The organism is Mesorhizobium sp. Pch-S, assembly GCF_004136315.1.
GTDB lineage: Bacteria > Pseudomonadota > Alphaproteobacteria > Rhizobiales > Rhizobiaceae > Mesorhizobium.
In genome coordinates this window covers 2,950,894-2,964,208 of the sequence record NZ_CP029562.1, presented here as the reverse complement: position 1 = coordinate 2,964,208, position 13,315 = coordinate 2,950,894, and the positions used below count along the sequence as shown (strand labels likewise).

11 protein-coding genes and 1 other RNA gene are annotated in these 13,315 nt (G+C 61.3%); 4 read left to right on the top strand and 8 right to left on the bottom strand.

What is annotated here, in order from left to right; all coding sequences use genetic code 11:
* Window positions 1-46: 46 nt before the first annotated feature.
* The 3 genes from C1M53_RS13790 to ssrS form a co-directional block, all read right to left on the bottom strand.
* Window positions 47-871, bottom strand: a complete 825-nt coding sequence (locus C1M53_RS13790; RefSeq protein WP_129412756.1) for a YmdB family metallophosphoesterase — start codon at window positions 869-871, stop codon at window positions 47-49.
* Window positions 872-879: 8 nt separating this feature from the next.
* Window positions 880-1,461, bottom strand: a complete 582-nt coding sequence (locus C1M53_RS13785) for a 5-formyltetrahydrofolate cyclo-ligase (RefSeq protein ID WP_129412755.1) — start codon at window positions 1,459-1,461, stop codon at window positions 880-882.
* Window positions 1,462-1,570: 109 nt separating this feature from the next.
* Window positions 1,571-1,727: non-coding RNA, 6S RNA (gene ssrS, locus C1M53_RS13780), on the bottom strand.
* A gap of 238 nt (window positions 1,728-1,965) precedes the next feature.
* On the opposite strand from ssrS, the gene C1M53_RS13775 reads away from it, so the two are divergent.
* Both C1M53_RS13775 and C1M53_RS13770 read left to right on the top strand, forming a co-directional pair.
* On the top strand, window positions 1,966-2,805 hold the full coding sequence (locus C1M53_RS13775; protein WP_129412754.1) for a MoxR family ATPase: 840 nt from the start codon (window positions 1,966-1,968) through the stop codon (window positions 2,803-2,805).
* A 123-nt stretch (window positions 2,806-2,928) separates the two neighbouring features.
* Window positions 2,929-3,372: a GNAT family N-acetyltransferase gene (locus C1M53_RS13770; RefSeq protein ID WP_129412753.1), complete on the top strand. Its 444-nt coding sequence runs from the start codon at window positions 2,929-2,931 to the stop codon at window positions 3,370-3,372.
* Between the two features lie 77 nt (window positions 3,373-3,449).
* On the opposite strand, the gene C1M53_RS13765 is transcribed toward C1M53_RS13770, so the two are convergent.
* On the bottom strand, window positions 3,450-4,499 hold the full coding sequence (locus C1M53_RS13765) for a GH25 family lysozyme (RefSeq protein WP_129412752.1): 1,050 nt from the start codon (window positions 4,497-4,499) through the stop codon (window positions 3,450-3,452).
* A 179-nt stretch (window positions 4,500-4,678) separates the two neighbouring features.
* On the opposite strand from C1M53_RS13765, the gene C1M53_RS13760 reads away from it, so the two are divergent.
* Window positions 4,679-5,869: a VWA domain-containing protein gene (locus tag C1M53_RS13760; RefSeq protein ID WP_129416168.1), complete on the top strand. Its 1,191-nt coding sequence runs from the start codon at window positions 4,679-4,681 to the stop codon at window positions 5,867-5,869.
* Window positions 5,870-5,941: 72 nt separating this feature from the next.
* Here C1M53_RS13760 and C1M53_RS13755 read toward each other — a convergent pair whose 3' ends face one another.
* The 4 genes from C1M53_RS13755 to C1M53_RS13735 form a co-directional block, all read right to left on the bottom strand.
* On the bottom strand, window positions 5,942-6,526 hold the full coding sequence (locus C1M53_RS13755; protein WP_054313823.1) for a CarD family transcriptional regulator: 585 nt from the start codon (window positions 6,524-6,526) through the stop codon (window positions 5,942-5,944).
* A gap of 366 nt (window positions 6,527-6,892) precedes the next feature.
* Window positions 6,893-7,231, bottom strand: coding sequence for a ferredoxin FdxA (gene fdxA / locus C1M53_RS13750; protein WP_024922886.1), 339 nt, complete (start codon window positions 7,229-7,231; stop codon window positions 6,893-6,895).
* A 251-nt stretch (window positions 7,232-7,482) separates the two neighbouring features.
* Complete coding sequence (locus tag C1M53_RS13740; protein ID WP_129412750.1) at window positions 7,483-7,869, bottom strand: RNA-binding S4 domain-containing protein; 387 nt, start codon at window positions 7,867-7,869, stop codon at window positions 7,483-7,485.
* 46 nt (window positions 7,870-7,915) lie between these two features.
* Window positions 7,916-11,200: a helicase-related protein gene (locus C1M53_RS13735; protein ID WP_129412749.1), complete on the bottom strand. Its 3,285-nt coding sequence runs from the start codon at window positions 11,198-11,200 to the stop codon at window positions 7,916-7,918.
* An 871-nt stretch (window positions 11,201-12,071) separates the two neighbouring features.
* Between C1M53_RS13735 and C1M53_RS13730 the strand changes: the two genes are divergently transcribed.
* A complete protein-coding gene (locus C1M53_RS13730; protein ID WP_129412748.1) occupies window positions 12,072-13,289 on the top strand; it encodes an MFS transporter in 1,218 nt (405 codons plus the stop codon).
* Window positions 13,290-13,315 lie beyond the last annotated feature (26 nt).

The following is a 13,315-nucleotide window of genomic DNA, read 5'->3' as shown; positions in this document are numbered from 1 at the left end:
GGCAGGTTTCGGCGGCAGTTAGGTACGACGGTTCCCGTCTTCAATGTCACAACCAGAAGGATGGGACCGTTTCTTCAAGCCTAGGTCCGCGACGAAACGGCGCAACACGTTCCGCCAGACCCGTCCGGTCAGAGATGTCGACGCCGACGCCACAGATCGTAGCAGGTCCGTTAGCTGCTTCGAAGCGGCCCTTCGGCACTTTCGAGAGAAACCGGTTCAGCGGCTCTTCCTTGTCCATGCCGAGCGAAGAATCGTAGTCGCCGCACATGCCGGCATCAGTCAGATAGGCGGTTCCGCCGTTGAGAATCTGATGATCGGCGGTCGGCTGGTGTGTGTGGGTGCCGACCACCAGCGAGGCGCGACCATCGACGAAATGCGCGAAGCACATCTTCTCGCTCGTCGCCTCGGCATGGAAATCGATCACGACGGCATCGGCCTGCTCACCGAGCGGACAGGCGGCAAGCTCGCGCTCTCCTGCCTGGAACGGGTCATCGAGCTCGGGATGCATGAACACCCGGCCCATGATGTTTGCAACCAGCACGCGCGCGCCGTTGCGCGCGATATAGACACCGGAGCCACGCCCCGGCGTACCTTTCGGAAAATTGGCCGGGCGCAGGAACCGTTCCTCGCGCGGCGCGAAGTTCAGCGCATCACGCTGATCCCAGACATGATTGCCGGTGGTCACCACATCGGCGCCGGCGGCAATCGTCTCGCGAAAGATCTCCTCAGTGATGCCGAAGCCGCCAGCGGCGTTCTCGCCATTGACGATGACGAAATCCAGTTTGAAGTCGGAGATCAGCCCGGGCAACTGTTCCCACACTGCCGTGCGGCCCGTCTTGCCCACCATGTCGCCCAGAAAAAGCAGCCTCATGCAGTCTTCTATAACTGCTCGGCAAACCGCCGCAACCCGCTCTCTGTCAGGATTTCGGGGATGACCACGTCGTGCGGCTCGTCCGGAACCTCCGATACCTCCTGGCAATCGAAGGCGATGCCGATCAGGCGTGGTTGTTTGCCGGCATCCTGCAGCCTGCCGATCGCCCGGTCATAATAGCCGGCCCCATAACCGATACGGTGGCCGCGGCCGTCGAATGCGGCAAGCGGGATCAGCATGATATCCGGATCCAGCACCTCGGCTTCCTCCCCGGGACCATGCGTTCCAAACCCCATCTCGACCAGCGGCGCACCACGCACCAGCTCGCGAAAGGCGATCGTGGACTTGTCGAGGATAGCCGGCAGGCACAGGCGCGCGCCATGTTCGCGCAGCGCGAACATCATCGGCCGGACATCGACTTCCGAGCGCATCGGCCAGAAGCCGGAAACGATCGCGCCGGGTTCGAAGGCAATGCTGTCACGCGCGGTCTCAGCCATTTCGAGCGATGCCTCGATGCGCCAGAATGGATCGAGCGCGTCGCGGCGTGCCAGAGCCTCCTTGCGCAGTTGTTTCTTGCGTTCCTTGTGCATGGTGGGAGGGCACTCCTGTCGGCTCACAGCGCCTATGCCATGGCACGGCAGCGCGCACTGTCGCAACGGCGACCTTAAGCCAACACTGCCCGAGACAGAAAAGAGGAAGTGACGATCCACGCAACCGGTGAAGAAGTTGATCCCGGGAACCTACAAAGTAGGTGGGCGCCATATGTCCGAACCCACGGGTCCGGTCAGGGACAGCTCCCTTCGAGATCAATAAGGCCCCGGGGAAATGTCTCTCCTGCCGCGAGACGCAGACCGTCACTTGCAAATATAGAGCGCCGCCGGTCAGCTTGCCAGTGGGCATCTTTGTCTTGCCCGTCTTTTGGCCAAGCCACCCGTGGCTTGCCCCTTCCGCCGCCCATCTCTGGAGCGTTTCCGTTTTTCACGGAAACGCGGAAACACTCTAACTTTTTGTTTTTACGCAATTCCGGACGCAAAACCGCTACACACTTTTGCTGGAATTGCTTTAGGTTCGCTGTGACGGAGCTGGAGTTTTCGATGCGGTTTGAAGGAACATCGGCCTATGTCGCCGACAAGGATCTGATGGTGGCGGTGAATGCGGCGATCGCGCTGGAGCGGCCGCTGCTGGTCAAGGGTGAACCCGGCACCGGCAAGACCGAACTTGCCCGTCAGGTGGCAGCCGGCCTTGGCCTTGATCTCATCGAATGGAACGTGAAATCCACCACCAAGGCACAGCAGGGCCTTTATGAATACGATGCCGTTTCGCGCCTGCGCGACAGCCAGCTTGGCGATGCCCGTTTCAATGACATCCATAACTACATCAAGCGCGGCAAGCTGTGGGATGCCTTCGCCGCCGGCAGGAAGATCGTGCTTCTGATCGACGAGATCGACAAGGCCGACATCGAGTTTCCCAACGACCTGCTGCAGGAACTCGACCGCATGGAATTCTTTGTCTACGAAACCGGCGAGACCATCCGCGCCACGGTGCGCCCGATCGTCATCATCACCTCCAACAACGAGAAGGAACTGCCGGACGCGTTCCTGCGTCGCTGCTTCTTCCACTACATCCGCTTCCCCGACGTCGACACACTGCATCGCATCGTCGATGTGCACTATCCGGGCATCAAGCAGAACCTTGTGCGCGCGGCCCTGACGCAGTTCTACGAAATCCGAGAAGTGGCGGGCCTGAAGAAGAAGCCGTCGACTTCCGAAGCGCTCGACTGGATCCGCCTGCTGGTCGCCGACGACGTCTCGCCGGAAGATCTGCTCGCCGATCCGAAAAACGCCTTGCCCAAGCTGCACGGCGCGCTGCTCAAGAACGAACAGGATGTGCATCTGTTCGAACGCCTGGCCTTCATGGCCAGGCGTCAGGGGTGAGAATGGCGGTTCTGTCCCGCTCCAGCAAAGATAGTTCGCACAATGGAAAGGCGCCTGCTGTGCCATCGCATTGGCACAGTCCGACAGCTACAACGGCCCCCATAACAGAGGGGATCTCGAACCATGACCGTCACCGTCCGCCCGCTTGAACAGTCGGATCACGCCGAATGGCACCGGCTGTGGACCGCCTATCTCAAATTCTACAACACCGTTCTGCCGGAAGAGACCTATCAGCTCACCTGGAAGCGGCTGTTTACGCCTGGTGAGTACGAACCGCGTGGCTTCATCGCCCTCGTCGACGGCAAGCCGGCCGGCCTCACCCACTACATGTACCACCGCTCCTGCTGGGCCGAGGCGAACAACTGCTACCTGCAGGATCTGTTCGCCGATCCCGAAATCCGCGGCAAGGGCGTCGGCACGGCCCTGATCGACGCAGTCAGGCAGACCGCCAAGGCAGTGGGTGTTATCAATGTCTACTGGATGACGCATGAAACCAATGCGACCGCGCGCAAGCTTTACGACCGCGTGGCCCGCCACACCGGCTTCATCGAATACGACCTGATGTAATCGGACAGTTCGGCGGGATCGCTCATGTCCCGCCGTCCATCAGTTCGAGCGCGGGACCACTCCTGTCCCGCTTCTCCTCAGCTGGATTTGTCGGCGACCCAATCGTGCCAGTCGTCTTCCGAACCATGGAAGGCGTTGAGGTCGATCTTGCCGGCGACGCCATGCGATAGCCCGGAACCCGAATACTGCCAGAAAACCCACTTGCGGCCGGGATAGACCTTGGAAGGGTGCTGTGCCACGGCGCGCAGCCAGAACGGATAATCCAGGAACGCACCCCTCAGATTGTCGCGGTAGAAATCGGGCGCGGTGTAGATGATCGGACGCTGGCCGTAATGACGCTCCAGCTTGTCCATGAACACCTGCATCTTCTCGAGCACTTTCTCGCGTGAAAGACGCCGCTTGCAGCTGGATTCGCCGTTGTATTCGACATCGATGACCGGCGGCAAAGCACCCGGCACTTTCGGCACGTTGCGAATGAACCAGTCGGCCTGTTCACTGGCCACCCGGCACCAGTAGAAGAAATGATAGGCACCGCGGCGCAACCCAGCCTCGTTTGCTTCGCGCCAGTTCTTCTTGAACATCGGATCGAGATGGTCGCCGCCATCGGTCGCCTTGATATAGGCAAAGTTGGCGCCCTGCGTACGCAGCCTTGCCCAATCGATGTCGCCCTGCCAGCGCGAGACGTCGACACCGTGGACGGCAAGCTGCCTTGGTGAAGTGGTGCGACCGAAATTGATCGGCTTGGCATCGCGGAAACGACGGGCATAGACGTCGCCGCGCACGATCGCCGCTTTCCGGATCACCGGCTTTTCCGCCGGCGTCAGGATTGCCGGCTTCATCGCCGGCAATGGCATGGCCGGCATGCCTGGCTCCGAACCGGCGAAGGATTCGACCTCGGGAATGGACGCCTCCGGGACAGGCATCGTCATCGCCATTTGCGGGGCGGGAGCCTCGCGCAATTCGGATTTGATGCTGGCGCTCGGCACCGGGCTGTTCGGCCGGGTGATCGAGCTTGTCGTCTCGGAGGATGGTCCCGGCGACAGGACTTCATCCATGCCGGAGCTGGAAGCGCAGCTGGCAAGCGCCGCGCAGGCAAGCAGAATTGCCGACACCGTGGTGAAACGCATGAGAACCCGTACGCAAGAACAAGAACCGGAGACGGGTGCCGATACCAAAACTCCCGCCAAGGGAATTGCTAACGGGAAATTACCAAAAAAGGCTGAATCTTATTTTTACCATGAGTGTGGCAACCGCGCAGGATTGGATCGCCCTTGCCTCCACGCCTTCGCCGACGCAGATTGGCGCGATGTTCATCCCGTTCTTCCTTGAACTGAAAGCCGCCAAGGTACCCGTGTCGTTGCGGGAATATCTGACTTTGCTCGAGAGCCTGGACGCGGATCTCGTCAGTTACGATGTCGAGGGATTCTATTATCTCGCCCGCGCCACCCTGGTGAAGGACGAGCGCCACATCGACCGCTTCGATCAGGTCTTCTCGCATTATTTCAAGGGCGTGGAGGCTGTCTCGGGTGAGGCTGGCGTCGACGCCGCGGCTTTGCCGGAGGAATGGCTACGCCGACTGGCGGAAAAGACGCTGACCGAAGAGGAAAAGAAACTTGTCGAAGCGCTGGGCGGCTTCGACAAGCTGATGGAGACACTGAGACAACGGCTGGAGGAGCAGAAGGGCCGCCACCAGGGTGGTTCGAAATGGATCGGCACCGCCGGTACCTCGCCCTTCGGCGCCTATGGCTACAATCCCGAAGGCGTGCGCATCGGCCAGGCGGAAAGCCGCAACCGCCGCGCCGTGAAAGTGTGGGACAAGCGCGAGTTCAGGAATTTCGACGACTCTGTCGAGCTTGGCACCCGCAACATCAAAGTCGCGCTGAAACGCCTGCGCCGCTGGGTGCGCGAGGGGGCCGATGAAGAGCTCGATCTTCCGGGCACCATTCACGCCACCGCCGAGCATGGCTATCTCGACGTGCAGACCCGGCCAGAACGGCGTAACGCGGTGAAGCTGCTGATGTTCTTCGATGTCGGCGGCTCAATGGACGATCACATCAAGGTGGTGGAGGAGCTGTTCTCGGCCGCCCGCGCGGAATTCAGGCAGCTTGAATATTTCTATTTCCATAACTGCCTTTACGAGGACGTCTGGAAGGACAACCGTCGTCGCTACACCGAGAAGATTCCGACCTTCGACGTGCTCCACAAATACGGTCACGACTACAAGGTCATTTTCGTTGGCGACGCCTCGATGAGCCCTTATGAAATCGTCTCGCCTGGCGGCGCGGTCGAGCACTGGAACAAGGAAGCCGGCATTGCCTGGCTGCAACGCGTGCTGAACCAGTGGCCGAACGCGGTCTGGCTGAACCCGACTCGCGAACAGCATTGGAGTTACACGCACTCCATCGGCATGATCCACGACATCTTCGGTGGCCGCATGTACCCGCTGACACTGACTGGCCTGGAGACTGCGACAAAACAACTGTCGCGGAAACACTGAGTCTTTCTGAATGCCGGCCAACAAAAAACCCGGCCGAATGGCCGGGCTTTTGTAACCAGAGACAGGAAGCGATCAGGCAGCTTCTTCCTGTTCGGTTTCTTCGTTATCAGCCTTGGCACCGCGCTTAGGGCCCTTGTTGAGATTGACCTCGATCAGGCGCACAGCTTCGGTTTCCGACATACGATTCACAGCCGCGATCTCGCGGGCCATGCGGTCGAGCGCAGCTTCATAGAGCTGGCGTTCGGAATAGGACTGCTCCGGCTGGTTCTCGGCGCGGTAGAGGTCGCGTACGACTTCCGAGATCGAGATCAGGTCGCCGGAATTGATCTTCGCATCATATTCCTGGGCGCGGCGCGACCACATGGTGCGCTTCACGCGGGCACGGCCCTGCACGACCTTCAGCGCGCGGTCGACATAATCGGTCTCGGAGAGCTTGCGCATGCCGATCGAGGTTGCCTTGGCGACCGGTACCTTCAGGCGCATCTTGTCTTTCTGGAAATCAATGACGAACAGCTCCAGCTTGTGGCCCGCCACCTCTTGCTCGTCGATCGAGACAATCTGGCCGACGCCGTGCGCCGGGTACACGATGAACTCGCCGGTCTTGAAACCGTGACGGGCTGCGGATGCGGACTTCTTCTGCGGGGTTGTCGTTGCCATTACGCCCTGAACTCCTTGTTGTGGCGCCGGCAGGCCTCTGCCGGCAGAACTGGGGCTGCCGGATCAGGTCCGGCCTGGAATGCCACACAACAAGCGAAATCCTCCGGAAAAAGCCTGCGCCGGCCAACCGCAAAACTGCGTCCGCCTGGCCCAGAGTGCTCTGGTCCGGAAATAGGAAGTCACCTTTCGATGATTAGGGGCGTGTTCGCCATAAATCGACGTTGTGTCACCGGCATGTTTTTTCCGTGTAACACAAAAACTCGCAAGAATCAAGATTTTGCTGCATACGCGAAGGACAAGCACTACCCCGCTCGTCAAGACGGTTAGCACAATCCTGCTGTTAAAGCTGGGGATTGCCCCGAACCGTCAGTCGCCACCGCCCGGCTCTGCAGAGAAGTATTTCTCGAACTTCTCGGTCTCACCATCGAACTGCTTGGCGTCAGCCGGCGCGTCCTTCTTGGTGGTGATGTTGGGCCATTTCTCGGCGTATTCGGTGTTGATCTGCAGCCACTTGTCGAGACCCGGTTCGGTATCCGGCTTGATGGCGTCGGCAGGGCATTCCGGTTCGCACACGCCGCAATCGATGCACTCGTCCGGATGGATGACGAGCATGTTCTCGCCTTCGTAGAAACAGTCGACCGGACAGACCTCGACACAATCCATGTACTTGCATTTGATGCAGTTGTCGGTGACGAGGTAGGTCATGGCCTGCTCCGGGAAAGTCCCGTTCTTCTATCTCTAGAGCGTTTCCGTCTTTCACGGAAACGCGGAAACGCTCTTACTCTTTTCTGGCGCAATTCCGGACGGAAAACCGCTACACACTTTTCCTGGAATTGCGCTTCTTGCCGGTCAGGTAACGTCTTTGGCCACCGCTTGCAAGGCCGGTGCATTCCAACGAATTGGCCCAGGTGGGTTTTGCATTCCAACCGCCTCGCCACCGTGGGCCTTTATGCTCCTCAATCCCCATCGCGCAGGCGATCGGTTTGCCGCCTCTCCTTCTTGGTCGGGCGGCCGCTGCCGGTGTCGCGCAGCGGCACGATGGCGTCGGGCAACGCTTCCTTGCGGGCGGTCGGCACCGGCGACATGTCCTCGTAGAGCGTACGGGCTTCTTCCGCCGGACCGCGCCGGGCACCTGGCCCCAACACTTTCCAAACCAGGATCCGGCCATCGAGCGTGATGGTCAGAACATCACCGACCTTGACCAGATCGGACGCCTGCGCTGCTTTGTCGCGGTTGATGCGCACCCTGCCCGCAACCGCCAGCTTGGCAGCCAGTGACCGCGATTTTACCGCACGCGCAAAGAACAGCCACTTGTCGATGCGTTGGCGACCCTCGGCAACCATCGGTTCAAAGACCGACGCGGCGCGCCGAGGAACGCAGGCCCGTCATCTACTTCTTCAACTGGTCGCGCAAAGCGGCCAGCTTGGCAAAAGGCGAGTCAGGATCGAAGCGGACCGGGCGTTCCTCGCGCGGCTTTGCCTGGAAGGATGGTTTGCCACCCTTGCCCTCCGGCCTGCGGCCGTCCTGCTTCCCTTTCCACTCGGGCCGACCGTCACGCCGGTCCTGACGTTCGCCTTGCGGCTTACCGCCGGAACGATCCGGCCGTCCGCCTTCGCCATTGGCGCGCCCCTTGAACCGGTCGCGGGAAAAACGCTCGCGGTTGTTGCCTTGATCGGCACCTTCGCGATCGGAACGCTGGCGGTTGTTTTCGCCTGCCCCCTGCGCGTTGCGACCGCCACGGTGATGACGGTTGTCGCGGCGATGATCGAAACGTGCCTGCCGCCACAGCAGGATCGGCTTCGGCTCTTCCGACTCGGCCTTGGCCGCTTCACCACTCGGGGCTGCGCCTTCGACCGCAACAGCTTCGGCCTGCTGCTCGGTTTCGCCCACAGCCTGCTCGGTTGCCTCTGCTTCGCTGGCCGGCTCGGCGATGACCGCGGCTTCCTCGGTTCCGCCAGCCTCGCCTGCTTCCACGGCTTCTGCCGTCTCGGCGATTTCCGCACCGGTGTCAGCGACGTCTTCCGCAGCAGACTCGACCTCCGGGGTTTCGGAGACCGGCTCAGCCTCAACAGCACCAGAGCCGTCAACGGCATCGGTGGCAGCCGCTTCAGTCACCTGGTCCGCCGCCTTTGCGGTGGCATCAGCCGCGGCCTTCGCCTCTGCGGCCTCGCGGGCCGCCTGGTCGAGTTGTTCGAGCTTGGCCTTGACGTCCGCCGCAGGCTTCGGCTCGGCACGGTAGCCGAGACCTTTCAGGATCTCCTCCATGTCGTCGGCGGTTGCGCCGAGGATCGACATCATCGGCGGCGTCACCATGAAGGCCTGGCCGTCATAAGCGCCGTCCGGACGAACACCAAGGCCCGGCTTCCAGTTGGTCGCCGGGCGGATGAGATCAGCCAGACGCTCGAGAATGTCGACGCGCACCGCTCGACGGCCGAGGTTGCGATAGCCGGCCAAACGGTAGAACGTCTTGTCGTAGGTCGGGTCGATCACGATCGAGGTGCGGCCGGAAGCCAGCGCGTGGACCACATCGCCGAAGCCCGGCTTGTCCTTGCCGTCGTTCTTCAGTGCCCACAACAGCGTCACAAGGCCAGCTGGCGCCGGCTTGATCAGCGACGGTACGAAAACATGATAGGCGCCGAAACGCACGCCGAGGCGCCGCAGCGCTGCACGACCTTCCTGGTCGAGCGTGCGCATTTCTTCCGCGATATCGCGCCGGTTGATGAGACCGAAATGCTCGACGAGCTGGAAAGCGATGCCGCGAGCGATCCCGGTCAGCTGCTCGGCATTCTTCATGTCGACCAGCGGCTTCAACAGCAGTTCGACCTGGAAATTGACAAAACGATCGGCACGCGCCGCCACCTTGTCGCGGGCCGGACCGGTCAGCTGTTCGTCGGCAAGCAGCACCAGTCGCGGCTTCAGCGCGTCTTCGCCGGCCACCAGCGTACCGATCGGCGCGCCAATCCAGCGCAGCACGCCATCGGAACCCAAGGCGATGTCGTTGTTGCCGGACGCCGCGAAGCGTTCCGCACGGGCTTCGAACTCGGAGGCAAGTGCCCTCTGCGCGGCCGAACGCACAGCCTTGGCATCTTCACCGCCAGCGCCTTGGTCGGCCGTGAAGCGGAACCCTTGCAGTTCGCCGACATGATGGCCCTCAACGAGGACGGTTCCGGTTGGGCTGATTTCGGCTTCGGGCATGGTATTTTCTCTAAGGCGCCGCATGAGGACGGAAGTCCTGCGATCAACGAAGCGTTTCGTCAACCGCTCATGCAACGCGTCGGACAATCTGTCTTCGATTTCCCGTGTCTTTTCTTGCCAGTGTGTCGGATCGGCAAGCCAACCTGGACGATTGGATACAAAAGTCCACGTGCGAATCTGGGCGATGCGATGCGAAAGCGTGTCGATATCACCCTCGGTGGTATCGGCGCGACGCACCTGTTCCGCCATGTAGCTTTCATCGACGTGGCCGTGCCTGGCAAGGTCCATATAGATGGAAGCAATGAGGTCAGCGTGCTGTGCGGGAGCGATCTTGCGGTAATCCGGCAAGGCGCAGGCTTCCCACAGCAGGGCCACACGTTCACGGCTGGTAGCGAGCGCACGGATTTCGCCGTCCTTTGACAGGAACTCAAGCGCCTGTGCATCGACGGCTGGCAGAGCCCGGGTCAACCCTTCAACCGGGGCGTTGGTTTCGATCGAACGCTTCAGCGCATCGAGGTTGGAAAAATCGAAACTCGGCGTGCGCCATTGCAGCACCTTCACCGGCTCGAAATCATGGCCTTCGATCTTCTGGACAAGGTCTTCGTCGAGCGGGTCGACCTGACCGGTGACGCCAAACGTGCCATCGCGCAGGTGCCGGCCGGCACGACCGGCGATCTGGCCGAGCTCCGCAGCGGTCAGGTTTCGGTATTGATAGCCGTCAAACTTCCTGTTCTGGGCGAAGGCGACATGATCGACGTCAAGGTTCAATCCCATGCCGATGGCGTCGGTCGCTACCAGATAGTCAACGTCGCCGGACTGATAGAGCGCTACCTGGGCATTGCGGGTACGAGGCGACAATGCGCCAAGCACGACAGCCGCACCGCCCTGCTGGCGCCGGATCAACTCGGCGATGCCATAGACCTCATCCGCCGAGAAGGCGACGATGGCCGAACGGCGCGGCAGGCGGGTCAGCTTCTTGGAGCCGGCATAGGCGAGGTGCGACAGGCGAGGCCTGGTCACCACCGACACGCCCCTGAGCAATTTCTGCAGGATGCCGTGCATGGTGGCGGCGCCCAGGAGCAACGTCTCCTGCCGGCCACGCAGGTTGAGGATACGATCGGTGAAGATATGGCCGCGTTCGAGATCGCCGGCCAATTGCACTTCATCGATGGCAACGAATGCGGCATCGGTCTCGCGCGGCAGCGCCTCGACGGTGTGGACCGAGTATCGCGCTCCGGCTGGCTGGATCTTTTCCTCACCCGTCACCAGCGCGACCTTGTTCGCGCCGACCTTCTCGCATAGCCGGGCGTAGACCTCGCGCGCCAGGAGGCGAAGCGGCAAGCCGATGATGCCGCTTTCATGCGCGACCATTCTCTCGATGGCGAGATGCGTCTTGCCCGTGTTGGTCGGGCCGAGCACGGCGGTGACGTCGCGGCCTGAGAGGATCAGCGGTTCAGTGGGTTTGGGATGGATATTCATCGGCCCGGAAAGAAGACCTTTTCCCGTGATCGGCGCCGCCCCTGGAGCAATTCCAGGAAAAGTGCGTAGCGGTTTTCCGTCCGGAATTGCGTAAGAACTAAGGATTAGAGCGTTTCCGCATTTCCGTTAAGACGGAAACGCTCTAGCGGCGACAGCGCACACATAGGCATTCAAGCGCCGGAGCGAAAGCATAATGTTCATGGAAGCGTCGCACGCGATCACCGCATCCAGCCTTATGCACCGCCGGATTAACGCTCGGAACGAGTCTGGAACGAATCAGCGACGAATCGCTGACTCTTCGCGATTCACGGTTCGTTCACGGCTAGATATGGACCTCGGCTGAGAGAGTCGCACCACATGCTGAATCGACTAACCGACCAAACCATCCGCTTTTGATGACCGCCGTTAACTTTTGCCGGCAACAGGCGTCCGCATGAGTACCGGCTAACGAGGGGCGCAGGTCAAGCCGCTGAAATGACAGCATTTTCTTAATAGCCATTAACCACATCGGACACTCAACCCTCGATTTTCGTTAACAATTCGACCAAAGCCGGAACGAATCGGCGACGAATCGGCGATCGCAGAAGTTTCTCGTTTCGTTCACCCCAACATCTGGTGTTGTGCACAGCTTGTCCACCAATGATTCACAGGCTTCTGAAGAGCTTGTCCGTCTTGCGGCTGGCCAACGTTAACGTTTGTGTGCCGGAACGGCACAATCCCTGAACATCGCAAGCCATTCCACACGGTCGAACCGGACCTTGTTTTTCGTCGCCGGGATGGTGCGTGTCCGCTTCAAACCGGCGCCCGTGGTCCATTTACAGAGGCGCAGGCACCTCCATACGGTAGGCCGCCTGCAGCCGGGACAGCTCCTATGGAAGCCCAGAACTCGTATCGTGCCTTGATGTCGATCCCCGGCCTGTCGCCCCTGATCCTTGCGGCAACGCTGTCGCGCCTGGCGGCCCGCATGTTTGGCCTCACCCTCGTCCTGTTCGTCCTGGCGCGCTTTTCCTCGCCGGCACTGGCCGGTTGGCTGACTTTTGCCGCGATTGCTCCAGGCCTCCTTATCAGCCCCATCGCCGGCGCATTGCTCGACCGGGTGGGTCCGACAGCAGCGGTCCGGATCGATCTGATCGCCAGCGCCATTTTCATCGCCGCGGTCAGCGTGGCCGGCTGGGCGGGCTGGGCGAGCCCCCCGGTCCTGTTTGTCCTGGTGGTCCTGTTCTCGCTGGCCGGCCCATTGGGCGCATCCGGCACGCGGACGCTGCTGCCACGGCTCGTGCCGTCCCATGCGCTCGACCGGGTCAACGCGCTCGACACCGCAGTCTATGCCGTCTCCGATGTCGTGGGGCCTGCGCTGGCCGGCCTGACGGTAGCCCTGCTTGGACCGGAAGCTGCGTTGTCAATCATCGCTTTTGCCTACACCGGCGCCGCAATCTGCCTCTCTTACGTTCCACGCCTGCCGGGTCTGGCATCGCGCCATGCCTCCCTGTTGCGCCAGACGATCGAAGGCATCGAGATGGTGGCACGACAGCCCACCCTGCGCGGCCTCGCTATCTCCTACTCCTTCTATCAGATCACCTGGGGTGTGCTTGTCGTGGTAGTGCCGGTGTTCGTGGTCGAACGCTATGGCGCGACGGAAAGCAGCTCGGTGACCGGGGCGCTGTGGGCTGCGATGGGCATTGCCGGAGGCATCGGCGCGCTCATGGCGGGTCGTCTGCGCACGACGGGGCGAGAGCGTCATGTCATGGCGATCGGCATGGTGATCACCGCCCTGGCTGCCTGGCCGGTCGCGGCGGAATTCGGGCTGGGTGGGTTGGCGATCGGCCTGATGATTGCCGGCGTGGTGTCCGGCCCGATCGATGTTGCGCTGCTGACCTTGCGCCAGCGCCGCACCGACCCGCACCAGCTTGGCCGCGTCATGTCGATTTCCATGAGCCTGAACCTGGCTGGCTTCCCGCTCGGATCCGCCATCGCAGGCATGGTCATCACGCAATCGATGTCAGCTGCCTTCATCATAGCCGGCATCGCTTCCATCATCGCAGCCGTCGCCACGGCATCGATCCCCCGCGATGCGGCACCCTCCAGTTAGAGGCTTCCGTTGCCACAGAAATGAAA

Coding starts and splice junctions, on each gene's coding strand:
- C1M53_RS13790 (WP_129412756.1), bottom strand. CDS start 871: ATGAGGCTGCTTTTTCTGGGCGACATGGTGGGCAAGACGGGCCGCACG.
- C1M53_RS13785 (WP_129412755.1), bottom strand. CDS start 1,461: ATGCACAAGGAACGCAAGAAACAACTGCGCAAGGAGGCTCTGGCACGC.
- C1M53_RS13775 (WP_129412754.1), top strand. CDS start 1,966: ATGCGGTTTGAAGGAACATCGGCCTATGTCGCCGACAAGGATCTGATG.
- C1M53_RS13770 (WP_129412753.1), top strand. CDS start 2,929: ATGACCGTCACCGTCCGCCCGCTTGAACAGTCGGATCACGCCGAATGG.
- C1M53_RS13765 (WP_129412752.1), bottom strand. CDS start 4,499: ATGCGTTTCACCACGGTGTCGGCAATTCTGCTTGCCTGCGCGGCGCTT.
- C1M53_RS13760 (WP_129416168.1), top strand. CDS start 4,679: ATGTTCATCCCGTTCTTCCTTGAACTGAAAGCCGCCAAGGTACCCGTG.
- C1M53_RS13755 (WP_054313823.1), bottom strand. CDS start 6,526: ATGGCAACGACAACCCCGCAGAAGAAGTCCGCATCCGCAGCCCGTCAC.
- fdxA (WP_024922886.1), bottom strand. CDS start 7,231: ATGACCTACCTCGTCACCGACAACTGCATCAAATGCAAGTACATGGAT.
- C1M53_RS13740 (WP_129412750.1), bottom strand. CDS start 7,869: ATGGTTGCCGAGGGTCGCCAACGCATCGACAAGTGGCTGTTCTTTGCG.
- C1M53_RS13735 (WP_129412749.1), bottom strand. CDS start 11,200: ATGAATATCCATCCCAAACCCACTGAACCGCTGATCCTCTCAGGCCGC.
- C1M53_RS13730 (WP_129412748.1), top strand. CDS start 12,072: ATGGAAGCCCAGAACTCGTATCGTGCCTTGATGTCGATCCCCGGCCTG.